This is a genomic window from Jeotgalibacillus soli (genome assembly GCF_000829435.1).
Lineage (GTDB): Bacteria > Bacillota > Bacilli > Bacillales > Jeotgalibacillaceae > Jeotgalibacillus > Jeotgalibacillus soli.
Map to the genome: position 1 here is coordinate 214,914 of NZ_JXRP01000006.1, position 23,884 is coordinate 238,797.

The 23,884-nt window shown below is 41.1% G+C and carries 24 protein-coding genes, 1 pseudogene and 1 riboswitch; of the genes and pseudogenes, 18 read left to right on the forward strand and 7 right to left on the reverse strand.

The window, feature by feature from the left end; all coding sequences use genetic code 11:
* Window positions 1–13: 13 nt before the first annotated feature.
* Together KP78_RS01900 and KP78_RS01905 are read right to left on the reverse strand one after the other, a co-directional pair.
* The gene (locus KP78_RS01900; protein ID WP_041085788.1) at window positions 14–928 is read right to left on the reverse strand and encodes a DMT family transporter; all 915 of its coding nucleotides are present in this window, start codon (window positions 926–928) and stop codon (window positions 14–16) included.
* An 85-nt stretch (window positions 929–1,013) separates the two neighbouring features.
* Window positions 1,014–1,424: a (4Fe-4S)-binding protein gene (locus KP78_RS01905; protein ID WP_041085790.1), complete on the reverse strand. Its 411-nt coding sequence runs from the start codon at window positions 1,422–1,424 to the stop codon at window positions 1,014–1,016.
* Window positions 1,425–1,525: 101 nt separating this feature from the next.
* Here KP78_RS01905 and KP78_RS01910 point away from each other — a divergent pair, with 101 nt between their 5' ends.
* The 3 genes from KP78_RS01910 to KP78_RS01920 all read left to right on the forward strand — a co-directional run bounded on the left by KP78_RS01910 (window position 1,526) and on the right by KP78_RS01920 (window position 4,745).
* The gene (locus KP78_RS01910) at window positions 1,526–2,233 is read left to right on the forward strand and encodes a DNA alkylation repair protein (protein ID WP_041085792.1); all 708 of its coding nucleotides are present in this window, start codon (window positions 1,526–1,528) and stop codon (window positions 2,231–2,233) included.
* A gap of 374 nt (window positions 2,234–2,607) precedes the next feature.
* Window positions 2,608–3,609 (forward strand): sodium:calcium antiporter, encoded by a 1,002-nt coding sequence (locus KP78_RS01915; protein ID WP_041085794.1) that lies wholly within the window; start codon window positions 2,608–2,610, stop codon window positions 3,607–3,609.
* 149 nt (window positions 3,610–3,758) lie between these two features.
* Window positions 3,759–4,745, forward strand: a complete 987-nt coding sequence (locus tag KP78_RS01920) for a sodium:calcium antiporter (protein ID WP_041085796.1) — start codon at window positions 3,759–3,761, stop codon at window positions 4,743–4,745.
* A 165-nt stretch (window positions 4,746–4,910) separates the two neighbouring features.
* Here KP78_RS01920 and KP78_RS01925 read toward each other — a convergent pair whose 3' ends face one another.
* The 3 genes from KP78_RS01925 to KP78_RS01935 form a co-directional block, all read right to left on the reverse strand.
* Window positions 4,911–5,588, reverse strand: coding sequence for an amino acid ABC transporter permease (locus KP78_RS01925; protein ID WP_041085798.1), 678 nt, complete (start codon window positions 5,586–5,588; stop codon window positions 4,911–4,913).
* Window positions 5,589–5,609: 21 nt separating this feature from the next.
* Window positions 5,610–6,470 (reverse strand): transporter substrate-binding domain-containing protein, encoded by an 861-nt coding sequence (locus KP78_RS01930; RefSeq protein WP_041085799.1) that lies wholly within the window; start codon window positions 6,468–6,470, stop codon window positions 5,610–5,612.
* A gap of 303 nt (window positions 6,471–6,773) precedes the next feature.
* Window positions 6,774–7,757: a Gfo/Idh/MocA family protein gene (locus KP78_RS01935; RefSeq protein WP_041085801.1), complete on the reverse strand. Its 984-nt coding sequence runs from the start codon at window positions 7,755–7,757 to the stop codon at window positions 6,774–6,776.
* Between the two features lie 199 nt (window positions 7,758–7,956).
* On the opposite strand from KP78_RS01935, the gene KP78_RS01940 reads away from it, so the two are divergent.
* Window positions 7,957–8,880, forward strand: a complete 924-nt coding sequence (locus tag KP78_RS01940) for a bile acid:sodium symporter family protein (protein ID WP_041085803.1) — start codon at window positions 7,957–7,959, stop codon at window positions 8,878–8,880.
* Here KP78_RS01940 and KP78_RS21150 read toward each other — a convergent pair.
* Together KP78_RS21150 and KP78_RS18440 are read right to left on the reverse strand one after the other, a co-directional pair.
* A complete protein-coding gene (locus tag KP78_RS21150; RefSeq protein WP_084219624.1) occupies window positions 8,846–9,172 on the reverse strand; it encodes a GNAT family N-acetyltransferase in 327 nt (108 codons plus the stop codon). The two genes, KP78_RS01940 and KP78_RS21150, sit on opposite strands and share 35 nt — an antisense overlap.
* Window positions 9,150–9,461, reverse strand: a complete 312-nt coding sequence (locus KP78_RS18440) for a hypothetical protein (protein ID WP_052474475.1) — start codon at window positions 9,459–9,461, stop codon at window positions 9,150–9,152. Before KP78_RS18440 ends, KP78_RS21150 begins: the two co-directional genes overlap by 23 nt.
* Window positions 9,462–9,713: 252 nt before the next feature.
* On the opposite strand from KP78_RS18440, the gene KP78_RS01950 reads away from it, so the two are divergent.
* From KP78_RS01950 to KP78_RS02015, 14 genes and pseudogenes are all read left to right on the forward strand, one after another.
* Window positions 9,714–10,361, forward strand: a complete 648-nt coding sequence (locus KP78_RS01950) for a FusB/FusC family EF-G-binding protein (RefSeq protein ID WP_041085805.1) — start codon at window positions 9,714–9,716, stop codon at window positions 10,359–10,361.
* Window positions 10,362–10,429: 68 nt separating this feature from the next.
* Complete coding sequence (locus KP78_RS01955) at window positions 10,430–11,404, forward strand: DUF4003 family protein (RefSeq protein WP_041085806.1); 975 nt, start codon at window positions 10,430–10,432, stop codon at window positions 11,402–11,404.
* A gap of 150 nt (window positions 11,405–11,554) precedes the next feature.
* On the forward strand, window positions 11,555–12,247 hold the full coding sequence (locus KP78_RS01960; protein ID WP_041085808.1) for a type 1 glutamine amidotransferase: 693 nt from the start codon (window positions 11,555–11,557) through the stop codon (window positions 12,245–12,247).
* Window positions 12,248–12,322: 75 nt separating this feature from the next.
* Window positions 12,323–12,807, forward strand: a pseudogene (locus tag KP78_RS01965) (GNAT family N-acetyltransferase).
* Window positions 12,808–13,489: 682 nt separating this feature from the next.
* Window positions 13,490–13,596: riboswitch (SAM riboswitch) on the forward strand.
* Window positions 13,597–13,695: 99 nt separating this feature from the next.
* Window positions 13,696–14,817, forward strand: a complete 1,122-nt coding sequence (locus KP78_RS01970; protein WP_041085810.1) for a methionine biosynthesis PLP-dependent protein — start codon at window positions 13,696–13,698, stop codon at window positions 14,815–14,817.
* Window positions 14,814–15,998 (forward strand): cystathionine beta-lyase, encoded by a 1,185-nt coding sequence (metC, locus tag KP78_RS01975; protein ID WP_041085812.1) that lies wholly within the window; start codon window positions 14,814–14,816, stop codon window positions 15,996–15,998. The genes KP78_RS01970 and metC overlap by 4 nt, the downstream gene beginning before the upstream one ends.
* Window positions 15,999–16,669: 671 nt before the next feature.
* Window positions 16,670–17,443: a TolB family protein gene (locus KP78_RS01980; RefSeq protein ID WP_041085813.1), complete on the forward strand. Its 774-nt coding sequence runs from the start codon at window positions 16,670–16,672 to the stop codon at window positions 17,441–17,443.
* Between the two features lie 241 nt (window positions 17,444–17,684).
* On the forward strand, window positions 17,685–18,278 hold the full coding sequence (locus KP78_RS01985) for a nitroreductase family protein (protein WP_041085814.1): 594 nt from the start codon (window positions 17,685–17,687) through the stop codon (window positions 18,276–18,278).
* 100 nt (window positions 18,279–18,378) lie between these two features.
* Window positions 18,379–19,179 (forward strand): SDR family NAD(P)-dependent oxidoreductase, encoded by an 801-nt coding sequence (locus KP78_RS01990; protein WP_041085816.1) that lies wholly within the window; start codon window positions 18,379–18,381, stop codon window positions 19,177–19,179.
* A gap of 241 nt (window positions 19,180–19,420) precedes the next feature.
* Window positions 19,421–19,963 carry a helix-turn-helix domain-containing protein gene (locus tag KP78_RS01995; protein WP_041085818.1) on the forward strand — a complete coding sequence of 181 codons (543 nt, stop codon included), beginning with the start codon at window positions 19,421–19,423 and terminating at the stop codon, window positions 19,961–19,963.
* Window positions 19,964–19,987: 24 nt separating this feature from the next.
* On the forward strand, window positions 19,988–21,091 hold the full coding sequence (locus KP78_RS02000; protein ID WP_041085820.1) for an ABC transporter ATP-binding protein: 1,104 nt from the start codon (window positions 19,988–19,990) through the stop codon (window positions 21,089–21,091).
* Window positions 21,081–21,893: an ABC transporter permease gene (locus tag KP78_RS02005; protein ID WP_041085821.1), complete on the forward strand. Its 813-nt coding sequence runs from the start codon at window positions 21,081–21,083 to the stop codon at window positions 21,891–21,893. The genes KP78_RS02000 and KP78_RS02005 overlap by 11 nt, the downstream gene beginning before the upstream one ends.
* Window positions 21,877–22,680, forward strand: a complete 804-nt coding sequence (locus KP78_RS02010) for an ABC transporter permease (protein WP_041085823.1) — start codon at window positions 21,877–21,879, stop codon at window positions 22,678–22,680. The genes KP78_RS02005 and KP78_RS02010 overlap by 17 nt, the downstream gene beginning before the upstream one ends.
* Window positions 22,677–23,750 (forward strand): ABC transporter substrate-binding protein, encoded by a 1,074-nt coding sequence (locus KP78_RS02015; protein ID WP_041085825.1) that lies wholly within the window; start codon window positions 22,677–22,679, stop codon window positions 23,748–23,750. The genes KP78_RS02010 and KP78_RS02015 overlap by 4 nt, the downstream gene beginning before the upstream one ends.
* The last annotated feature ends 134 nt before the right edge of the window (window positions 23,751–23,884 follow it).

Below are 23,884 nucleotides of genomic sequence, written 5' to 3' on the forward strand. Positions count from 1 at the left end.
CACTTTCTCCTGTTCACGATATTTTACTCGAAACCAATATTTCCTCAACAGATTTTTTCTTGGACTCCTGTACAATAACAACAGCTCCAATCACGAGAAAAATTCCAATATATTGCCAGAAATTCAGTGTTTCCTGAAAAATGAGGAAGCTTATCAGGGTAGCGACGACAGGTTCGATTGTCGCAATGATGGATGCTCGGCTTGATTCGATTGCTTGCAGTCCTTTAGTATATAGAAGAAACGCGAGCATGGTGGAAAGGAAGCCAAGTCCAATCGCATATAACCATACTTCTATCGTTGAAAATAAAGGCAGGCTTGACCATAGTCCACTGAAGGGAGTCACGGCGATAGCAGCAAAAATAAAGGTGTAGACCGTAACGGTTAAAGAGTCATACTTCCTGAGAGCAAATTTCCCAAATATGCTGTAAAGAGCATAAAAAAGTCCTGAACCAAGTCCAAGAATTAACCCATATAATGAGATCGATTCATTCGTATTTGGAAAAACACCAATGACAAATGAACAGCCGATTAATGTAATGAATAGGGCAATAACTTTTCGCGTTGTGAGCAATTCTTTAAATAGTATTCTTGAGAAAATGGTTACAAAAGCAGGTGCCGTATAGAGAAGAATAGTGGCAATCGAAATCGATGTTTCTTCAATGGCACTAAATAAACACCAGTTAAAAAAGACGATACTGATAATACCGGTTCCTACAAAATATTTGCTATCAGTTAGTTGGATTTTTAGGAGACTCCAATTTTTAATGAGTACGTAACATAAAAGAAAAAAAGCTGCGGATAATGCGCGTATGGCCACAACCTGTGTTGCAGTGAAGCCCAATTTATAGAGATAAGTGACAAAGATGCCGATAATTCCCCATAACGATGCAGCGGCAGCTATATAAAGCAATGCTAGTTTTTTATCCATCCCAGTGCCTCCTTCACATTAACGCCTTCCATATTAACAGATTTTTCTAAAATTGAATATAAGCATTGGCCGTGAAACGAATGGATTATTTCCTATTTTCTTTATGACTGTCATCGCAAAATGGCTTGTTACTGGAGAGACCGCAGCTGCAAAGGGCAGCACGTGTGCAGTGAATTGTATGTTCGTCTTGCTTAATATGTAGATTTCCTGTTACAAAATAGACGCCGTCCGGCTGCGGTTCAATTATTGTGTTTTCAGGAGGCATTTCTCCTATTCCTTTGTCTTTTCTTACGTATTCCAGTGCTCCTGTTGGACATTTTTCGATAACGTAAGCGATTTCATCTGATGTTCCTTGTTCGGGGTTAACCCATGGGCGATTGTTTGGATTAAAGACGGAAGGAAGGCGCTTAACGCATTCACTAACATGCGTACAGCGGTCAGGGTGAAAATATACATCAATTTCATCACTTGTATAGTGTTTTGTTCTGGAAGTCATATGGTCTCACTCCTTTGATTTTAAAAAAAGAATATGATTCTATTTTCTTCTAATTCGTGAGAAGATATTCTATATACTGTAAAAAATAAAGGAGAATGGGTATGGAATTGCAAACACTTATGTCAGAGCTTGAAGCACTTGGGACTGAGCAGACAAGAAAAACATTCTATCGTCATGGCGCGAAGGATCCTTTTTTTGGTGTGAAAGTGCGTGACTTGAAGAAGTTTGTGAAGCATGTGAAAAAGGATCATGAGCTTTCACTCGCCCTTTATGCAACAGGTAATTCGGATGCCATGTATTTGGCTGGTCTTGCTGTGGACCCGAAAAAAATATCCAAGGAAACGCTCCGAGAATGGGCGAGAGGAGCTTATTGGTATATGCTGGCTGAGTGTACGGTTGCGTGGGTAGCAGCTGAAAGTCCGTATGCGGGGGAGCTCGCTCGTGAATGGATGGCGTCTGAAGAAGAACTGATCACTGTGGCAGGGTGGAGCACGTATGCAAGTTATCTGTCCATCACACCGGATGAAGAGTTGGATTTGGATGAGATTCGCAATTTGCTGGCAAATGTCGAAACATCCATTCATGCGTCACCTAACCGTGTTCGTTACAACATGAATGCATTTGTAATCGCTGTAGCCTCGTACGTGGCGCCTTTGACAGAAAAAGCAAAAAAAGTAGCAGACACCATTGGCAAGGTTCATGTAGATGTTGGAAATACAGCGTGCAAGGTGCCACTAGCAACTGAATACATTGGAAAAGTTGAGGCACGGAATAAAATTGGTGCAAAGAGAAAAACATGCCGTTGTTAAACATTTAGCTATGTTACAGCCCATTGTTGATTTTTATACAGTGTTGATTGGAGCGCCTGCGTGCTGCAATCAACAGACATGTTTAATAAAGCCAAACATTTAGTTGAAAACACGTTCCTGTTTTTTGTTGGGACGTGTTTAGTTTGGTAAGTATGTGGTATAGTAAAACAAACGAATATCCCAAAAAGGGGAGTAGCGACCGTTCGCGGTTGATGAGTCGTCATTACGGTGGAATTCCACTCGGTTCATCAAGCTTTGACGTAATGATTTACGTGATCGAAGTACGCAAGACCTTTTTATGAGTGTTCACGTTAGATCGGTGATCACTCATAAAAGGGTCTTTTTTCGTTCATATTAGAAGGAGGGATTACAGCATGGTATTTGTTTATTTTATTTTAGCAGCTGCAGTAACCGTATTTGCAGCAATGAAGTTATCAAAGTATGCTGATGTAATGAGTGAAAAAACGGCTATGGGAGGATTAATGGTCGGAACACTGCTTTTGGCTGGAGCGACTTCTTTGCCCGAAGTGACAACAAGTATTTCAGCAGTATTGATCGGAAATCCGGATATAGCCATTGGGAATGTGCTCGGGTCGAATTTATTTAATTTATTTATTCTTGCATGTTTCGATTTGTATTATAGAAAAAAGCAGCTATATCAGTGGGGAAGTAAAGATCACGTCTATACAGCAGGGCTTGGCCTTGTGTTGACTGTAATGGTAATGCTGGCTTTAATAGTGAGAATTGATTTTACCATTTTGGGCATTGGGATAGACTCTTTACTTATTGCTCTTGTCTATGGTGTTGGTCTGTTTATTATGAATAAGCTGCCAAAACCAGCTGCAGTAGAACCAGTTGTTGATCAACAAGCAGCAAATGAGACAGCTGCAACAGCCGTTTCTTCGATTTCAGTTAAGCATGCGGTGATTGGTTTTATTGTTGCAGCACTTGTTATTATGGGTGCCGGTACTGTTCTTTCAATCATGGGTGATCAAATTGCGGTTATAACAGGGCTTGGCTCAAGTTTTGTCGGGAGCTTCTTAGTTGCAGCTACAACGTCATTGCCAGAAGCAGTCTCTGTTCTTGTAGCATTGAGGCTCCGGAATGTTAACTTAGCGCTTGGTTCTATTTTAGGAAGCAATATTTTTAATATGTTAATTTTAGCAATGTCGGATGTCGCTTATCGTGATGGATCCATTTTAGCGGATGTATCTGACTCCCATTTAGTAACAGCCATTGGTGTGTTGATATTGTCGGTGGTTATCATTGGTGCATTATTTAGAAAACCAACAAAATCGATTATGAGTTATGCTGTACCGTCACTTCTTATTGTGTTAGGTTACTTCATCACTTCTTATCTCATTTTTATCGGTTAATGTTTATCCCGCAGCCTTATTAAGTGCTGCGGGATTTTTTTGTGTGAAATTAGGAAAAATCTGCACTGCTCCGGCATAGCGTTTGAAGAGGGGAGTTTTGTTGGACAAGGTCCATTTGATTGGAAAAATTGAGCAGGAGGGATACATGATTGCTCTATATAATTTTTGGTTTAGCTGCGGTTGTAACAGTAATAGCTGCTGTGCATCTGTCCAGCTACGCAGATATCCTGAGTGAAAAAACACGGCTGAGCGGATTGCTTGTTGGCACATTATTGCTTGGAGGGGCCACCTCATTACCTGAGCTGACAACGAGCATGTCTTCAGTGTTCATTGGAAATAAGGATATTGCAGTAGGGAATATGCTGGGCTCCAACTTGTTTAATATTTTTATTATTGCAGTCTTTGACCTTTATTTTAGAAGGCAGCGAATCTTTGAATCGGCTGACAGAGCGCATGTGTATACAGCGGGGCTGGGATTGGTTCTAACCTTGATGACCGTGATTGCAATTGCCAGGCATGTGAGCTATACAATCGTTGGGATTGGGGTAGATGCCCTATTAATTGCATTTGTATATGGTATAGGGATATACATTATTGGTACACGATCTGCAATGGGATCTGAAGCAAATATGGAGGTAGAGAAGGAGGTGGATTCACATCCATCGGTAACTCGTAATCAGGCATTCATTGGATTTATCGTTTCCGCACTGGTCATTATGGCAGCAGGAAGCGTACTATCCTTTATGGGTGATGAAATTGCTGTAGTAACGGGTCTTGGTTCGAGCTTCGTCGGCAGTTTTTTGATGGCTGCGACTACGTCGTTGCCTGAAGCAGCAGTAGTTTTAATGGCATTGAAACTTGGGAATTCGAATCTCGCTGTTGGTTCAATTCTTGGCAGTAATATTTTTAATATGTTGATTTTGACAGCATCTGATGTTATTTACCGGGAAGGGCCAATTTTATCGAATGTATCACCTATTCATGAATTTACCTCTATTTCTTTGTCGTTTTTGTCGGTCGTGTTGATTTTGGCGATCATGCGAAGGAAAGTACGATCTGGATGGAGGTATTCTCTGCCTTCGTTAGTGATGATTGCCGTGTATTTTTTGACGTCGTATGTCATTTTTAATGGGTGAGCGGGTTGGATGTAAAATACATATAGTTCAAAGTTCACGAAGCGCGGATAAACGGGTGCGAAGCTTCAATAAAAGTAAGTTGAGCTTCGATAAACCTGCAGGTCAACCTATTCAAACATAAAAAAGTAGCCTCCAGCAAACACAGGAGGCTACTTTGGGGTAGTTTTATAAATAATTCTCATACCGTTTTTCTAAATAATTTTGCAATAAAGCCATGACGGAACAGATTCCCCAGTAGATGAGTGCGACGAGAATAAACATCGTCATCATGTCGTACTCTCGGCCGCCAACGATACGTGCTTTTTGGAAAATTTCAGGCACGGTGATCATGGCTGCGAGTGAAGAGGCTTTAATTAAGTCGAGCTGTATATTGGCAAGAGGAGGGATCGAGATTCTGATCGATTGGGGCAGAATGACTCCCCGCATCGTCTGCCAATAGTTTAGACCAAGTGATTTTGCTGATTCCCACTGTCCTTTGTCCACAGAGGACAAAGAAGCGCGAAGGATTTCAGCCATATAGGCGGCGCTATTTAAGCTGAACGCGATAAGCGCGGCTTCAACAGCTGAGAATTGGATCCCGATAACAGGAAATCCAAAGTATAAAAGAAACAAAATGACAAGAATAGGTACGCCTCGCATAAAAGAGATATAGGTTTTTGTCGGCCATCTCAAAATTACATATTTGGACGTGCGACCCAAAGCGAGAAAAAATCCAATCAAAAGACCAATGACCATGCTTACAAGAGAAATCAGGAGAGTATTCCAAATTCCCTCCATCACGTACGGAAAGGATTCAAGGGCAAGCTCAGGGTTAAATAAAAGATTCCATTGAATATCGCCCATTACGCTTTCATCCTTTCTGTGCTACTCTTCAAAATCAATATCTGGCTTTTGAGATACGTCTGCCCCATTGAAAAATTGAGCTGAAATCTCAGCAATTGTGCCGTCCTCAAGCATTTCTTCAATAATACGATTGACGTTTTCTTCTAGCTCGGTATTATCTTTGTGCATCACGACTCCCACTTCAGAGGGGTTGTATTTAAGTGTAGGGTGGATCGTAATGTTTAAATCCGGGAACGCAGCTAGTGCCAATGTTTGAAGGTAATAGTCATTTAAAATAATATCCGTTCTTCCATTGGCTACGTCGCGTAAATACATTTCGTTAGTTGCGTTGTCGTACGTCACTTCTTCTGCACCATATTCACGTGCAAGCTCCATAAAAATAGAGGTAGAGGCACCGGCTGCTTTTTTTCCTTGAATGTCTTCGAATGTTTTAATGCCTGAAAGATCATCTGCACGAACGATCGCTGTTCCATATGAGTGCTTGAATGGAATGGAAAATGCGAATTTATCTGCACGGTCTTCAGTTACTTCAATATCATTTGCCGCCATATCTACTTGTCCAGTATTCACGGAAGTCAGCATTTCATCAAAGCCTAATTCAGTGAAATTGACTTCAAGATCCAGGCGGTTCGCCAGTTCACGAACAACTTCTACTTCAAAGCCTGTCAGCTCATCTGTATTTTCATCGTGATAAGAGGTTGGGTATAACGTGCCTGAAGTGGCAACGTTAATGGTTCCTCTTTCTTGAATTTCATCCCAGGCGCTGGATGAAGCTTCTTCGCTGTTATTACTGCTATCACTGCCGCAAGCAGCAGCTATAAGAGCAATTGACATAATAATTATCATCAATGCCCATCGCTTTGCGCTCATTAAATTAGCCATAAATAAATCCTCCTTTAAAATTAATCCTTTAAAACAATAGCATTGTGGTTGGGGAAAGGGCAAGAATTGTAACCTGATGTTTGATCTGAAATTTGTTAAAGCACATAAATGGGGGTTCATTTATCGGTGAAGGCTTGTAAATGATGGATGAAGGCCTGCAAATTCGTCGGACGGCCTGTAAACAGTTAGACACGGCCTGCAAACGAGATTATCAAACACTTCAAAGAGTATATTTTGTCCATATTCATCCTTGACGACAAAAAACCCACAGAGAAATCATCTCTCTGTGGGTTAACGGCCGGTTCAGGCTTGGTCAAGTGGGTAGGTAACACCGATTTGTTTGCGAATTTCCTGCATAAGTGCAATGACATTCAACGACAGCTTGTGGGTATTAATAGAAGATTCAATTTTGCCTTTCTTCCAGCATTGAATGAATTCTTCGAGCTCGTAGGCCATCGACGCTTTTGTGGCAGGGATGGTATGGTCCTCGCGTTCACCGCCTTTATTGATTTTTGTCACGCCGCTTGGGCTGCTTATGTGTTCAATATGAAGAGCAGCTTTTTCACCCGCAATTTCAGCTGGCAAATAGCTGTCTATAATTTTTGAATAGGTGACAACTGCATCCATTTCAGGATAGCGAAGCGCTACAACTCCTTGACCGTCAACGCCTGAATGAAGGTTGACACTGACCGCTTTAACCTCTTCCGGCATGCCAAAAAGAGCAACAAGTGGATACAGTGTATAGACGCCAAGATCCATTAATGAGCCATTGGCAAATTCCGGTTTAAAGGCATTTTTGATATCGCCTTCTTTAAAGGCATCAAAGCGTGATGAATACTGTCCATAGTGCGCACTGTAGCGGCGGATTTGTCCGAGGGACGGCAGAAGCTCCTGTGCACGCTTGAAGTTTGGCATAACAGTTGATTTCATCGCTTCCATTAACAAAACTTGATTTTTGCGAGACGTTTCAATCATTTTTTCTGCGAGCTCACGTGTTGCCGTCAATGGTTTTTCACATAGTACGGGGATTCCTTCTTCTAGACAAGCGATGGCCTGTTCATGATGCACGGAATTTGGCGTTGCAATATAAACACCATCAATTACGCCGCTTCTGCACATCTCTGTAATAGACGTGAAAACGTGGGGGATACCGTGTTTACTGGCAAATGCTTCTCCTGTGTCCTGCTTGCGAGAGCAGACCGCTGTAATAGTTGCTTCTTCGACATTTTTTGAAGCTTCAATAAGTGAATCAGTGATCCAATTCGTTCCGATAACGCCAATTCTCATAAGTTGGAACATCCTTTCTTTTTTCGTAAAGAATTCTTTATATCAGCAGTGTACAGTGAAAAGTATAGTGCAGACAAGCCGGACGGTAAGAATTAATGATAAATCATGAATTAATAATTCGTGGTCCAAAAAAATAGATTGAATAAACAGATTTTTCTATCTATAATGATAAGCATTCTGTTAGTTTAGGAGTGTTGTCATGGGAGTTTTAACGAAGATCAGCCGTTTTGCAGGGAGCACATTTGCGATTTGGGTCTTATTAATTGGTGTTATTGCATTTATCATCCCTGCAGGTTTTACGTGGATTGGTCCACACATTGCGCTGCTTCTTGGAATTATTATGTTTGGCATGGGAATGACGCTTACTGTTCAAGACTTTAGTGCGGTAGCGAAACAGCCAAGAAGTGTATTTATCGGAGTTGCTGCTCAATATACGATTATGCCGCTTCTCGCTTTCGGACTTGCGACGGCATTCCAGCTTCCTCCAGCGCTTGCGGTTGGAGTAATACTGGTAGGGTCTTGTCCAGGAGGAACAGCGTCCAACGTTATCACCTTTTTAGCAAAGGGAAATACGGCGTTATCCGTTGCTGTCACATCTGTGTCCACCTTGCTGGCACCAATTTTAACACCGGCGATTGTTTTCCTTTTTGCTAGTCAGTGGCTTGAAATTTCCTTTATGAGTATGTTTGTTTCCGTTATTCAAGTGGTACTTGTACCGGTTATTCTTGGTGTTGTTGTCCGAGGACTGTTGAAGGAGAAAGTAGAAAAGGCTACTCCGGTAATGCCTTTGATCTCCGTAATTGCCATTGTCATGATTGTTGGCGCTGTAGTAGGTGCCAATAAACAGCAAATCATTGCTACTGGTTTATTAATCTTTACTGTAGTTGTTTTGCATAATGGTTTGGGATTATTGCTTGGATACTTAGTAGGAAAATGGCTAAAGCTCGATTACCCTAGCCAAAAAGCTCTTTCCATAGAAGTTGGCATGCAGAATTCCGGACTGGGTGCCGCGCTTGCAGTAGCGCATTTTAGTCCAGCCGCTGCCGTACCGAGCGCCCTGTTTAGTCTTTGGCACAATATTTCTGGTCCTATTTTAGCGACCTATTGGGGACGGAAAAAATAAAGAATGGGCCCGGGAGATCCTCTCGGGCCTTTATTCTATTTGCCGTATTGTTGCCTATGCTCATCATAATCAGATCATAATATCGATGGTTGATAAAAAGATAAACTCTTAAAATGCCTTCCTGTTTAAAGCCGATCTTTTTATATACGTGCATTCCACGGTCATTATGATTATAGACATCCAGCTCGATACGATGTAAATTAAGCATGCCGAAGCCATAATCCAGCAGCTTCAAAGCTTCTGTCCCGTATCCCTTATTAAAGTAGGCCTCATGAAATAGACCAATGCAAATATTCGCATTGGTCTATTTCATTTAATACGACCTCGCCAAGTCCCGCATCATCCTCTTGACGAATAATTAAAAGATCAACTCTCGTATGGTCCCCAATCATTACTTTATCAACATATTGATCAATCATTTTCTTGGAAAATGGCTTCGTACTGCCTGTAAATAAATTGGCCTCTTTTGCAAACATTCCTTTGTACAGTGCTTCGCGATCCTTTTCAGTTTCGTAAGGTCTTAAATAAATAAGATTTCCTTCTATATACTTGTTGTGTGGCTGATTTTGTTCATATGACATGGTATATTTTCCTAAATAGATCGTTTTATTTTTATTCTACCATATAGACTTTTATTCTCTTAAATTCCTTCTATAATAAAAATCACTAGAAATATCAGTGGGCTAGAGACGAGCAAATCTTCAATTTAACAATATAGAATCGAGAAAGAGTGGTCCTCATGATCGGCATTGCTGGGAAATTTGGTGTTAGTGTGTACCGAAAGCAGATAGGAAAGACTACAGGGAAATTGAATCCTTTGAAAGGAGAACGAAATGAAACCATTTATACAAAATCATCAATTTAATTTGATTAGGCGTGAAGTGACACTGCTGCAAAAGCAAGTGCACGGTATTGTGGATCGAGATGTGGAGCTGGCGGTTCGTGTTGGGGTGGAGGAGAAGGTAAAAAATTCATTTAATTCCCTGACAGAGATGCAGGAGAGGCAGCTTGCGCCAATCTTCTCGCTGAAAACGGAAGAGGAAAGAGAGAGGTACTTACAAAATCTTCGGCCCTATCGCATCGCTTTTCCATCCATTACTCAGACTGATCTAAAACAGATCTTTTCAAAAACGAAAAAACTTAAGTTGCCATCGTTAAAAAATACTGATTTTCAATCGTTAACCTATTTAGGCTGGAAGGATATCGGTTCAAGCAAGCAATATCTTTTGTACAAGCTTGACGGTAAGTTGATTGGGGTTGAGGGGCGCTATGTGATTTTAACAAAAAAAAATATTTGTCAGGTATGCCATCGTTTTGGTGACGTGGCGCTCGTAACTGCACAAAAGAAGTTTAAAAAACTAAACGAAAATGATAAAGCATTCGGAAAATATATGTGCTATGACAGCAAGGATTGCAATCAATTTATCCAGCGTTTGGAGCCCTTGGAATCCTTTCTGCGTCAAATTGTTGCCCCTAGGTAATGAAACATTTTTCCACCCGAATCGTAAAACTGGTATGAATATAGAGCGGGGGGATTGAAACGGAACAGATGGTAAAGCAAAAACAAGAATTTATCGAAATCTATAATGAGCTTAAGGGGAAATATGGATGGCGTGTGGACAAAGGTGTCTTGCTATTGACGGCAGCGCAATACGCTGGGGGGCAAAAGGCGTTCGACCTGAAGAGCTATATAGAGGTGGTAGATTATATAAATGATCGAGCAGGAGCTTTCTCCTTTTTAAAATCCAATCTGGGTTATTCATTGGCTGGATTATTGATTACAAATTGTGAAAACCCAGCCTATGCATCTGAGCGTGTGCAGGAATGCTATGATTTACTGATTGACCGCGGCTTTAAACGAAGTCCATATAGCTATATCTCAGCCTACTCTTTATACATGGCGATGAATGAAGGAGAAGATATGAAGGCTCATTGTGATCGTGCGATGGAGGTGTATAAAGGAATGCGTAAGCAGCACTTCTTTTTTACCTCTCATGATGACTATCCACTGGCTGTTTTATTAGCGGAATCAGGAGATGATCCAGTACGTTTGCTTGAAGATATGTCGTATTTTTACCAACAAATGGATGGAGTGATGGGGAAGGGAAATGACCGCCAGTTTCTCTCGCATATTTTAACCTATGGGCAGCATGATCAGCGAGATGTCCTTGTACAAAATACAAAAGACTGGATTGAAAATCTAAAGCAGCAAAATGTAAAGCTTAAAGGACTTCATTACCCTGCTGTAGGGGTGCTGGGTTTAGCTGATCAGCCTGAAAATTTGCTATATAGAGTGCTTGAAACGTATAACAGCTTGATAAAAGAAAAATCGCTTCGCTGGCATAAAGATCTATGTTTTCTATTAGCAGTACGATTTGTGGTCCAGGAGAAGCTGTCAGGTAATCAAATGCTGAATGTCGGTCTCGCAACGACGATAGAGTCAATTTTACAGGCTCAGCAGTCCGCAATGATTTCAGCTATGACAGCAGCCACGGCAACAGCAAATGCTAATAGCGGCAGCTGATTTTATCAAGGCAGCTGTAAAGAAATAGCCCATTTTTCTAAATGATGCATGATTTGTATTGCTAAGTGGTAAATAAGTAGAGGGAAACTAATTTTATAAGGGTGATCATTGTTTTACGATCATTCATCATATAAAAGAAAGTGGGTTACTATGAAATTTATCTGTTTACAACATGCATGGTTTGATAATGCCGGCTATTTGGAGGAATGGGCAAAACAGTGGGATATACCGCTTGAGTATATTGATGCAAAAAAACCTGATGATTATCCAGTTCTTGATCAGGATGATGTACTTGTCATTCTTGGAGGACCTATGAGTGTCAAGGATATTGAGAATATTGATTGGTTGCAGGACGAGCTTTTCTTTATTAAAAAAGTGATCTCCAACAAACAAAAAATGATCGGGATATGCCTTGGCTCTCAACTGATTGCTCACGCTCATGGACAATCAATTACAACTCTGGAAAAGCATGAAATTGGCTGGGCACCTCTTGACTGGTCCGAGCAATTTCTTGAGGATTTTGGCGTCGATCAAATATCCTGCCCCATGTTTCATTGGCATAGTGATATTTATGATTTGCCAGAAGGCATGAAGCGGATTGGGAGTTCAACCTTAACCCCGGTTCAAGGCTTTTATAATGACCATATTCTTGCGTTTCAATTCCATCCTGAAATGACAATCGACGGGATTCAGCTTTTTATTGACCATGATGGGGAAGATATCCCTAATCGTCATAAAAACATTGATTTGGAGGCACCTAAGCTTGATCCTGACTATGTGGAGCAAAGCCACCAGCGTTTTCAGCCGATTTTGGAACGTTTTTTTGGGATAAGGAGTGAATAGATGGAAAAAGGACATGCAGGAAGTGTGCGTATTCGACCTGTCACAGATGATGATTTGCATCGTCTGTGGTAGCTAATCTATAAAGAGGAATCACCAGAATGGAAGAAGTGGGACGCTCTCTATTATCCATTTACTCCTATAACTCTTGAGCATTTTCTTGCTAAACGGGACAAATACGTCGACGCGGATGATTTTTGGGCCATTGATTACGAAGGGGAAATCATTGGCATTGTCAGCTACTACTGGGAGCATGAGCCTTCCAAGTGGCTGGAGATGAGATTTGGTATTTATGAACCTGCGTATTGGAACGGGGGTTACGGAACAGAAGCGCTGCGACTGTGGATCCAACGTTTATTTACGGAAAAGATTCTTGTAAGAGTAGGGTATACCACCCGGTCTGGGAATGAACGCATGATCAAGGTAGAAGAAAAATTAGGTATGAAAATGGAAGCAAAGCTGAGAAAATGAGCTATTACAATGGGGGGTACTATGATTCTATTCGAATGGGGCTGCTTCGTGGGGAATGGGAAGAGCGTTCTGTAGAATCTTTAGTAAATTAGCGGTTTAGAGAATTATTTACATTTAGACACATAAATGTAATAGAAAAAAACTGGACATTTCACAGAATTATTTATACAATAATAATGAAATTCATTCTCAATTAGATTTATTGGTCATAATCCACTCAATGAATTGGAGCAAGAGGATGAACGAAGAGCTGCTGATTCCAACAGGATTCAACCTTTCATTTGGATAGTTCGCACCTGTCCAAACCGTTTTGTGACAAAAGGTATGGAATAAAAGCGGCGCCCCCCTTTGTTGACTCCATCCGTTATGTGCAGCGGGTGGAGTTTTTTTATTAGAAAGGTATGTTGGGCTGTTACTCTTTTTATGGGCTTACAGACTCTTCCCCTATACAAAAATAATGAATTGTGGACCTTCGTTGAGCATTTATGGACATAAGTTCAAAATTTGTGTGGAAAAGTCTTTGGGTGATTGAGTGACGGCCTGTAAATGTGGGAGCACGGCTTATAAATGCTCCACGAAGGCCTGTAATTTTTTCTAACGGCCTGTAAATGGCCTCTGTCTCTTGAAAATTCGGTACTTCCACTTTACCAGTTACGATATTAACTAAATGAATGTTTTAAAAAATATACTTTTCCTCTTGATTATTTGGATCAGCTGTTGTAGGGTTAATATCAACGTTATTGATTTTTCTGAATAATAATACTATAATTTATATACTTATCCAGAGAGGTTGAGGGACTGGCCCTTTGATGCCTCAGCAACCAGCCACATTTGGCACGGTGCTAACTCCAGCAGGTTTACTTTAACCTGAGCGATAAGGAGAACCACGAATGATGATTCGGACCTTCTTCTTACAGGAAGGTCCTTTTTATTTTTCCTTCCAATCGTTACAGGCCCTATGTATGAAGGAGGAACTTACAATGACAAACAATCACCTTGAAACTCAATTAGCACAATTAGGAAATCGCAGCGAAGAAGCAACAGGTACAGTAAATCCACCAGTATATTTCTCAACAGCTTATCGCCATGAAGGCATCGGTGCTTCAACAGGTTTTGATTATACGCGTACAAAAAATCCAACCCGCTCCATATTAGAGGAAGGTATCGCTAAGCTCGAGGAAGGGGATGAAGGCTTTGCCTGCAGTTCGGGAATGGCTGCGATTCAGCTTATTCTTACCCTTTTTAAAGCGGGAGATGAGATTCTTGCATCCGATGATATTTATGGTGGGACATATCGTTTGTTAAAGCATTATGAGGTAACGTACGGCATTCAAACTCGTTATGTTGATACAAATAATTTAGAAGAGGTAGAAGCAAATCTTTCAGATAAAACGAAAGCGATTATCGTTGAAACACCGACAAATCCTTTAATGCATACGACTGATATTTCAGCCATTGCACGTCTAACGAAAGAAAATAGCCTTCTATTGATTGTAGATAATACATTTTTGACGCCATATTTACAAAAGCCGCTTACGCAAGGTGCAGATATTGTGATCCACAGTGCAACGAAATATATCGGCGGACATAATGATGTACTGGCTGGATTAGTTGTTGCGAAGGGAGAGGCGATTTGCGAGAGACTGGCTGCGCTTCATAATGGAGCTGGAGCGGTTTTAGCACCGCTTGATTGTTGGCTTTTAATTCGAGGGCTTAAAACATTATCGCTGCGTATGGACCGTCATCAGGAAAACGCAAAAAAAGTCGTTTCTTTCTTAGCCGAGCATGAAGGCATCCACAGTGTATTATATCCGGGCGTCGGCGGGATGGTGTCGTTTCGCTTGAAAGACTCGGCGTGGGTAGACCCTTTCCTTCGTTCGCTTAAACTTATTGTATTTGCAGAGAGCCTAGGGGGAATAGAAAGCTTTATTACGTATCCTGCAACACAAACGCATGCAGATATTCCGGTGGAGGAGAGGCATGCACGTGGAATTTGTGATCGATTGCTGCGTTTTTCAGTTGGGATTGAGCATATAGATGATCTAACAAGTGACTTGGCCCAAGCACTTGAAGCTGTTCAAAAGGAGGCGTCAGTTCTATGACCAAAAATGAGCTTGGATTTGAGACGAGGCTAATGCATCAACCTAACTTCATTGATCAACCAACAGGCGCAGTGAATGTTCCATTGCATTATTCATCCACATTTCATCAGAACTCATTTGACGAATTTGGTCCTTTTGATTACAGCCGTTCCGGCAACCCGACGAGGCTTGCGCTGGAAGAAGCGATCGCAGATCTTGAAAACGGGACGAAGGGATATGCATTTGCATCAGGAATGGCAGCGATCTCAAGTGCTTTTATGCTGCTGTCAGCGGGTGATCATGTGCTCGTATCAACGGACGTCTATGGTGGAACATATCGCCTGATCACTCAGGTTTTAACGCAATTTAAAATTGAACATACGTTTATTGATATGACGGATCTGGATGAAATAGCGAGAAACGTTCGTCCGAATACAAAGGTGATTTATGTGGAAACACCCTCTAATCCTTGTATGAATATTACGGATATTGAAGGTGTTGCAAAGGTTGCAAAAGCGAATGGATGCATGACCTTTGTGGATAATACATTTATGACGCCTCTTTTGCAGAAGCCGCTTGATCTTGGTGCAGATCTTGTGCTGCATAGCGCGACGAAATTTCTGTCTGGTCATAGTGATGTTGTAGCGGGACTTGCCGTTGCAAAGGATGAGGAGCTTGGGAAGCGGATTGGATTTATTCAAAACTCATTTGGCTCAATATTAGGTGTACAGGACTGCTGGCTTTTGCTGCGGGGAATGAAGACATTGAGTGTACGTTTAAATCAGTCGCAGGATTCTGCAAGAGAGATCGCGGATTATCTTCATCATCATACTGAAATCGAAGAAGTATATTATCCTGGATTTTCTTTTCACGAAGGCTACCCGATCCATGCGAGACAGTCATCAGGAGCAGGAGCTGTTCTATCCTTTCGATTGCCGACGAAGGATAGTGCACGTGTTTTCGTAGAACATATGAAAATTCCGGTTTTCGCAGTGAGCCTTGGCGCTGTGGAATCCATTTTATCCTATCCTGCAACGATGTCTCACGCTGCAATGCCTCCGGAAGAGCGGGCAAAACGAGGCATCACAGACGGTCTCCTTCGATTATCTGTGGGCTTGGAAAATGTGGATGATCTTTTAAATGATATTAAACAAGCACTTGAAGCAGTGAAGCAGCATGCATTAAAGGCAGAACATGTTTAAAAAGCTGTGAGAGCATAGAGCTTTCACAGCTTTTTGCGTTGTATATAGAATGGGTGGATTGCAGTGAAATTTATGGTTAAAATAGGAAGTAATATATTCATATTATAATAGATGTTGAGAAGAGGAGATAGATAATGAAAAAATATCGAATCCTTTTTATTTTTATATTCTTTCTTGCCCTCCTTCTTGTAGGAGCGATAATCTATAGTTTTTTACGAGACAGTGATCCATACAACTATTTTACCGGTATTGCAGTGAGATTGCTCTGTCACCTGATGATGAAATAATCCTGTTTTCATCTTTTACAGATGGAAGTGAAGCGATTTACCGGGCAAATCTAGATGGAACCGATGTGGAGCAATAAACGGAACCGAATGGAGAGCGGCACAGGGAGCCTTCCTATTCGAATGATGAGACGAACATTCTGTACTTAGCTGAAGATACTGAAGGAATTCAGTACCTGTATACGGCTGACAGAGATGGAAGGAATCCTTTTCAGCTTACAGACAACAAGCAATATGTTTCTGACACCGTTTTTTCACCAGGTGGAGATGTCATCTATTATGCTGCGACTCCCGCTGAAGACATGTTTAAAGCAGAAGGGGAATCGAGAGAAGGATTTGATATCTTTTCGATTCCAAGTGATGGAGGTGAAGAAGAGCAAACCACGTTTGAAAATTGATATATTCTCTCTTTCACCTGATGGAACAGAGCTATATTACAGCCTTTACGAGGACACTGGAGATACGGTTTATTCATTTTCGCTCGAAGATGGAATTGAGAAAGGAGTCGTGACGGCAGATTCTGCGCCAGTTGATATGTCATATTATTCACCTCGGATTTCTCCGAATGGAAGGATGCTTGCTTTTACTGCTGTATCGGAAGAGTCACAGGATAGCTCGCTGTTTGAATATGAATTATTTTTACTGAACATAGACTCAAAAGAGATGAAGCAACTGACCGATCTTCATGCATCCGTCCAATCACCGGCTTTTTTCCACAATGAACAGAAAATAGCCTTTCTTTATCAACACAACCGGCCAAGCCAGCCGGAGCAATACCGCCTTATGACAGTGGATCTTGAGTCCGGAGAGCCAGCAGAAATCAGCATCGAAGCTCTTCCACAGTCAGAGGGAGGACAATGGTTTCTCAGAGCGCTTGATTTATCAGTGAATAGCGGAACCATTGGCTTACTGTATACACTTTTGCTTGTTGCGCTTACACTGTTTACACGGCAGCGCCTTCAAAAAATCTTTTTACCTGCGTTCGTAAGTTTAGGATTAACGATCATCGTATTTATTTCAAGCTTTGCTGCAGCAGCGATGATGGATCCTTGGGCTGGAATTGCTTTGGTAATGTTGTCGGCTGGGATGATGGTCTATACAATACTCGTGTTTTTATTTGCACTCATCACAAAACTTGTTAAAAAGAGGATGATGCAGTGATTTCATCATCCGGAAAAATTTTACCTTCAAGTGATATATATTAGGTTTATACAAAGGAGTCAGCATTTGAGCTTTCACTACTCAAGGCTGGCTTATTCTTATGGGATGAAATGAAATTATCCCTTCCAAAAATATGTAGAAACAGCTTGTTATTTTTCAAAAGAGAAGGTACACTGTAATTAATCTGATACTGATAATCATTATCAACAAATACGAGCGATGATAAGAGGAGGATTTTCCATTGGCTATCCAAACGACAATACAAGAACGCCGAACTGTTCGTGAATTAGAGACAACTTCGATTCCAAGAGAGACATTATATAAGCTATTAGAAATTGCATCCTATGCACCTTTTCATAGTAAGCAAGAGCCCTGGCATGTAACCATTATCGAAGATCCAAATGAAAAACAGCATTTTCTTGAACAGGTACTTGTGAGCTATCAGCGTACAGGCGTGACATCAAATTATACCGAGGAACAGCATGAGAAGCTGCGTCAGTCCTATACATCTTATTACCATGACACACCGCTTCATTTGCTTGTTACAACTGACCGTGAAGATACAGAAAAGAAGCAGCTTGAATCGGTCGGGGCTACAAGTGCTTTTATTCAAAACCTGCAGCTTTCCGCCTGGGAAGAAGAGATCGGTGTTGTGTGGAGGACGAATCCTTATATCTTTGATGAAGAATTTGGACGCGCAATGGGAGTGCCGGAGGATCAAAAAATGATTGGCTCACTTCATTTAGGCTACCCAAAAAGGGTGCCTAAAAAGAAAGAGCGCAAATCTGTTGAAAGCTGGACGCAAACGTTGAATCAAGTGCTCGGAATTGAATAAATCATGAAATCGACTGGCTATGTCCAGTCGATTTTTTGTTTAGGGAGGAGGAATGAAAGGGAATGAAATAATAGGACTAAATGAGAAAGGAAGAGAATAAATGACCATTTTTTCTACAGAAGCCTTAAAAGACGAACATATACTTATTACGGGTGCAACGGGAGGCATTGGGTATGAAACCGCAAAAGCCGCTATTCTTGCAGGAGCGACAGTCAGTGTGACCGGAAGGAATGAAGAAAAGCTTGGGAAATTAAAAGAAGACTGCGAATCTCTTCATGCAGCTGGACAGCTTATTGTCATCCCGGCAGACTTAAATGAGGCCGCATACAGACGGCGTCTTGTGGAAGAAGCATCTGTCAAAGGCGGTTCGATCACAGGGCTTGTAAATGCTGCAGGTGTATCAGGGGGCGACACACTGGATCAGTTAAAAGAAGAAGATCTTCGTAAGATTATTGAATTGAACTATTTTTCAACCGTGCTTTTAACACAGCTTGTGTATGAAGAAATGAGAAAGAAAAAGAAAGGCGCTGTTGTGAATGTGTCTTCTTTGTCAGGGCTAAGAGGGACACATGGCAATATCGCTTACAGTGCGTCTAAATTTGCGATTACAGGCTTTACGCAATCATTTGCAGTAGAAGCGATTGAGCATGGCATTCGAGTAAATGCAGTATGTCCGGGCTTTGTCAATACAGAGATGGGGAGATCAGCAATCCAGAAAAAAGCGGATGGGGCAGGACGCTCATACGAGGAGCAATTGAAAATGACCGAAGAAGATCTTCCATCTGGCCGTATTACGAAGCCGGAGGAGGTTGCCCGAAGCATCGTCTATTTATTAACGGATGCTGCTGAAAATATTATCGGGGAATCATTAAAGATCTCGGGCGGAAGTGTGATGAGATAGAGAAAATTTCTAATAAATGCTGTCTTTTTCAGAGAGATCGTGCTTGCGCGGTCTCTTTTGCTGAATAAGAAAAGATTTTTAGAAGCTGGATGGGTATCCCTCCTATTAATATGGAAAAAATATTGCATTTACTCCCAATTACGTATAAAATTCTAGTGTTAAAAGTAAACTAAAAGTAATGTAATAGAAAACTTTATTGACTAAAAGTTTAGTAATACTAAACATGATGGAAGGTAGAATGATGGAAATTGGAAAAAAGATTAAGAATCTCCGTTTGAAAAAAGGGCTGACACAAGAAGAGCTTGGTGAACGGACGGATCTAAGTAAAGGATATATTTCTCAGCTTGAGCGTGATCTAAGTTCTCCGTCCATTGATACGCTTTTTCATTTATTGGAAGTGCTTGGAATCTCACCAAAGGAATTTTTTGATGAAGACATCCACAAGCAAAAAGTAGTGTATGAGGAAGAAGAACAGACGGGTTTTGTGGATGAAGAACGTGGCTATGAAATCAGGTGGCTTGTCCCTGAATCCAATGAGAAAGAGATGGAGCCCATTCGCCTGTGTTTTCAGGAAAAGGGTGAATTTAAAGTATTTGAGCCTTCTCTTTCGGAAACATTTGCCTATGTGTTAAGCGGGCAAGTAATTGTTCGACTAGGAAAACACACGTACGTAGCAAAAAAAGGAGAGTCTATCTATTTCCACGCTTCTGAAGAGCATCAAATTGTAAATGATTTTAATGGCTTGTCAGAGCTGGTGCTTGTTTGTACGGACTCATACTTATAGAAGTGGTGTTAGGGGGAGAAAAAGATGAGCGATAACACGATTATTCAATTCGATCAAGTAACGAAGAAGTTTGACGATGCTATAGTACTTGATTCTGTCAGCTTTAAGATTGAACGGGGGAAATTTTACACGCTATTAGGCCCTTCAGGCTGTGGAAAAACAACTATTCTGCGGCTCATTGCAGGTTTTACGGAGCCTTCAAGCGGTTCGATTTACTTTGATGGTAAAGTAATCAATGACGTTCCTGCAAATAAACGTCAGGTAAATACAGTGTTCCAGGACTACGCATTATTTCCACACTTAAATGTGTTTGAAAATGTAGCCTTTGGCTTAAAAATTAAAAAAATGAAAAAAGCTGTAATTGGAGAAAAAGTCAAAGAAGCGTTGAAGTTTGTCAATCTTGAAGGCTATGAAAATCGTGAAATCAATGAAATGTCCGGGGGACAGCGTCAGCGTGTTGCGATCGCACGTGCAATCGTCAATGAGCCGGAGGTTATTTTACTCGATGAGCCGCTTTCTGCACTGGATTTAAAGCTGCGAACAGAGATGCAGTATGAATTAAGAGAGCTCCAGCAGCGTCTTGGGATTACCTTTATCTTTGTTACGCATGATCAGGAAGAAGCGCTGGCCATGTCAGATGAAATCTTTGTCTTAAATCATGGTATTATCCAGCAGAGCGGAACGCCAACAGATATTTACGATGAACCGATCAATCGCTTTGTCGCTGATTTTATTGGAGAATCAAATATTACAGCAGGGGTTATGATCGAGGATTATAAAGTATCCTTTGCCGGAAAAGAATTCATTTGTGTGGACCGTGGATTGAATTCGAATGAGCCGATAGAAATTGTAATCCGTCCCGAAGATCTTGCCATTACGGTAAGGGATGAAGGCAAACTTCGAGTTAGAGTGGATTCTCAGCTGTTCCGCGGCGTTCATTATGAGATTTGCTGCTATGATGAATTTGAAAATGAGTGGCTTGTTCATTCGACGAAGAAAGCAACGGTTGGTGAGGAAATTGGGTTAACCTTTGATTCTGAAGCTATACATGTTATGCGGTTTAACGAATCGGAAGAAGAGTTTGATAAACGTCTTGAAGCGTATGTGGAGAAGGATCATGCAAACTAAGTCGCGTAATTTTTATCTGTTTCCGTATACGTTTTGGATTGCGCTCTTTGTATTGGCACCGCTTGGTCTTGTCCTTTTTTACTCGTTCACCGATCTGAATGGTGAATTTACGCTTGGCAACTATGGAGCGTTTTTTACATCTACTTATTTGCAACTGACGCTTAGCTCATTTTGGTACGCATTTTTAATTGCAATTTTCTCTTTGCTTGTTGCCTATCCAACCGCGTTATTGCTAACAAAAACAAAGCATAAGCAGCTTTGGCTATTATTAATTATTGTGCCTTCATGGATTAATCTGCTGCTTAAGGTGTATGCATTTTTAGGGATTTTTGGCACGTACGGTCCGGTGAATGCACTGCTTGAAGTGGCGGGAATTGGCCCGCAGCAATTACTGTTTACTGATTTTAGCTTTGTACTTGTCTCCGTTTATATTTTTATTCCCTTTATGATATTGCCAATATTTAATGCACTCGATAAGCTGAATCCTTCTATTGTAGATGCTTCGCGTGATTTGGGAGCTTCTTCATGGACCACGTTCCGTCACGTTATTTTTCCATTAACGATTGATGGAGTGAGGGCTGGGTGTCAACTTGTGTTTATTCCTTCCCTATCACTCTTTATGATCACGCGATTAATTGCGGGAAATCAGGTCACGACTCTTGGAACGGCAATTGAACAGCATTTCCTTGTAACGCAAAATTGGGGAATGGGCGCAACGATTGCAGTATTTTTAATCATTGCTATGGTAATTATTATGTTTTTAACGGGAAAGAGGGGGATGACCAATGGAAAAAAAGCGTAAATGGCCTGCAATTTATTTATCCATAGTGTTTGTCATCCTGTATGCACCGATTTTTTACTTAATGTATTACTCCTTTAATAGCGCTGGAACAATGTATAGCTTTGATGGCTTCACGTTAGACTGGTATCGTGAGGTGTTTCAGGACACAAGGCTGCTGGTTATTGTATTAAATACGGTTATTAATGCTTTGCTGTCAGCTGTGGTCTCAACCATTATCGGCGTGTTTGGTGCGTTAGCAATTATGTATGTTAAAACGCAGCGCATAAAAAATACACTGCTGTCATTGAATAACGTGCTTATTGTGAGTCCTGATGTCATTATCGGGGCATCATTTTTAATTCTTTTTACCATTATAGGGATTCAGTTAGGCTTTACATCTGTGCTGTTAGCTCATATTGCCTTTAGTGTGCCCATTGTGGTGATCATGGTGCTGCCAAAGCTACAGGAAATGAGTCCAGCGCTTATTGATGCTGCGCGTGACTTGGGGGCAAGCCGTTTTGAAGTACTATCAAAGGTCATTTTACCGTATATAACACCAGGCATTTTTGCAGGGTTCTTCATGGCGCTTACATACTCCTTGGATGATTTTGCGGTCACGTTCTTTGTCACGGGAAATGGCTTTACAACACTTTCCGTTGAGATTTACTCGTTAGCTAGACAAGGTGTTTCCTTAACGATTAATGCGCTGTCGACGATTATTTTCTTAGTAACAATCGGGCTGGTGATCGGCTATTACTTTATCAGCAGGCAGAGCGGGGGCCTGACAGGAATGGGGGTTCGGAAATGAAGCAGCTCATTCGTACGTTTTTAATCGTCCTGGCTGTTGCTTTTATCTTCATTTTTATCGTAGCGAGATTAAATGCATCGCAAGGACTAAGCGGCGGCAATACGCTTACCATTTACAACTGGGGTGATTATAGTGATCCAGATTTAATTGACCAATTTGAAGAAGAAACAGGAATACGTGTCATTTATGAAACCTTCGATTCGAATGAAGCGATGCTGACCAAAATTCAGCAGGGAGGAACAACCTATGATTTAGCTGTTCCTTCTGAATATGCCATAAGTAAAATGAAGGAAGAAGAGCTTTTAATTCCGCTTGATCACGAGCTTTTGCCGAATAGGCAGTATTTAAATCCGCGTTTTCTTAATTTATCGTTTGATCCAGACAATGCGTATTCTATTCCTTATTTTTGGGGCACAGTAGGGATCGTGTACAACAAAGAAATGGTTGGAGACAAAACGATCACGAGCTGGAATGATTTATGGGACGAAGAATTCCGCAATGACATTTTGCTCGTGGATGGTGCGCGTGAAATTATGGGAATGGGGTTGAACAGCTTATACTACTCGCTTAATTCAACAAATGAAAGCGAGCTGCAGCAGGCCAAAGAAAAGCTTCATACACTCTCGCCGAATATAAAAGCCATTGTTGGAGACGAAGTGAAAATGCTGATCGGCAATGGAGAAGCACCAATTGGCGTTGTATGGTCTGGTATGGCAGCAGAAATTATGTATGAAAACGAGGACCTGGATTATGTTGTGCCGGAAGAAGGCTCAAATTTATGGTTTGATAATATGGTCATTCCAAAAACGGCCGATAATATAGAGGGTGCTCATCAGTTTATCAATTTCATGCTTGACCCTGAAAATTCCGCGCAAAATGCGGAGTATGTAGGCTATTCAACACCTAATGAAAAAGCGCTTGAGCTATTGCCTGAGGATATTTCAGGTGATGAACGCTTTTATCCCTCTCCTGAGCTGACTGAAAAGCTGGAGGTATACGATAACCTTGGGAAGGAAGTGCTCGCGTATTATAATGATTTATTTTTAGAATTTAAAATTGAATTAAGGTAATGATCGATTTCGTCGGAGCAGCTGATAAATCTAGGGAGTTCCGATAACTTAGAAAACAGTATAAATCACATAGAAAATCGAGTGTAAAATTGGAAAGGTTTTACACTCGATTTTTCATTGTTATAGAAGTGAAA

Excerpts from the sequence above, each read along its gene's own strand:
- KP78_RS01955 (WP_041085806.1), top strand. The coding sequence starts at position 10,430 with ATGGTAAAGCAAAAACAAGAATTTATCGAAATCTATAATGAGCTTAAG.
- KP78_RS02015 (WP_041085825.1), top strand. The coding sequence starts at position 22,677 with ATGAAGCAGCTCATTCGTACGTTTTTAATCGTCCTGGCTGTTGCTTTT.
- KP78_RS01990 (WP_041085816.1), top strand. The coding sequence starts at position 18,379 with ATGACCATTTTTTCTACAGAAGCCTTAAAAGACGAACATATACTTATT.
- KP78_RS01995 (WP_041085818.1), top strand. The coding sequence starts at position 19,421 with ATGGAAATTGGAAAAAAGATTAAGAATCTCCGTTTGAAAAAAGGGCTG.
- KP78_RS02010 (WP_041085823.1), top strand. The coding sequence starts at position 21,877 with ATGGAAAAAAAGCGTAAATGGCCTGCAATTTATTTATCCATAGTGTTT.
- KP78_RS01960 (WP_041085808.1), top strand. The coding sequence starts at position 11,555 with ATGAAATTTATCTGTTTACAACATGCATGGTTTGATAATGCCGGCTAT.
- KP78_RS01970 (WP_041085810.1), top strand. The coding sequence starts at position 13,696 with ATGACAAACAATCACCTTGAAACTCAATTAGCACAATTAGGAAATCGC.
- KP78_RS01940 (WP_041085803.1), top strand. The coding sequence starts at position 7,957 with ATGGGAGTTTTAACGAAGATCAGCCGTTTTGCAGGGAGCACATTTGCG.
- KP78_RS01900 (WP_041085788.1), bottom strand. The coding sequence starts at position 928 with ATGGATAAAAAACTAGCATTGCTTTATATAGCTGCCGCTGCATCGTTA.
- metC (WP_041085812.1), top strand. The coding sequence starts at position 14,814 with ATGACCAAAAATGAGCTTGGATTTGAGACGAGGCTAATGCATCAACCT.
- KP78_RS01930 (WP_041085799.1), bottom strand. The coding sequence starts at position 6,470 with ATGGCTAATTTAATGAGCGCAAAGCGATGGGCATTGATGATAATTATT.
- KP78_RS01910 (WP_041085792.1), top strand. The coding sequence starts at position 1,526 with ATGGAATTGCAAACACTTATGTCAGAGCTTGAAGCACTTGGGACTGAG.
- KP78_RS01915 (WP_041085794.1), top strand. The coding sequence starts at position 2,608 with ATGGTATTTGTTTATTTTATTTTAGCAGCTGCAGTAACCGTATTTGCA.
- KP78_RS01905 (WP_041085790.1), bottom strand. The coding sequence starts at position 1,424 with ATGACTTCCAGAACAAAACACTATACAAGTGATGAAATTGATGTATAT.
- KP78_RS01935 (WP_041085801.1), bottom strand. The coding sequence starts at position 7,757 with ATGAGAATTGGCGTTATCGGAACGAATTGGATCACTGATTCACTTATT.
- KP78_RS01925 (WP_041085798.1), bottom strand. The coding sequence starts at position 5,588 with ATGGGCGATATTCAATGGAATCTTTTATTTAACCCTGAGCTTGCCCTT.
- KP78_RS01950 (WP_041085805.1), top strand. The coding sequence starts at position 9,714 with ATGAAACCATTTATACAAAATCATCAATTTAATTTGATTAGGCGTGAA.
- KP78_RS18440 (WP_052474475.1), bottom strand. The coding sequence starts at position 9,461 with ATGTCATATGAACAAAATCAGCCACACAACAAGTATATAGAAGGAAAT.
- KP78_RS02005 (WP_041085821.1), top strand. The coding sequence starts at position 21,081 with ATGCAAACTAAGTCGCGTAATTTTTATCTGTTTCCGTATACGTTTTGG.
- KP78_RS02000 (WP_041085820.1), top strand. The coding sequence starts at position 19,988 with ATGAGCGATAACACGATTATTCAATTCGATCAAGTAACGAAGAAGTTT.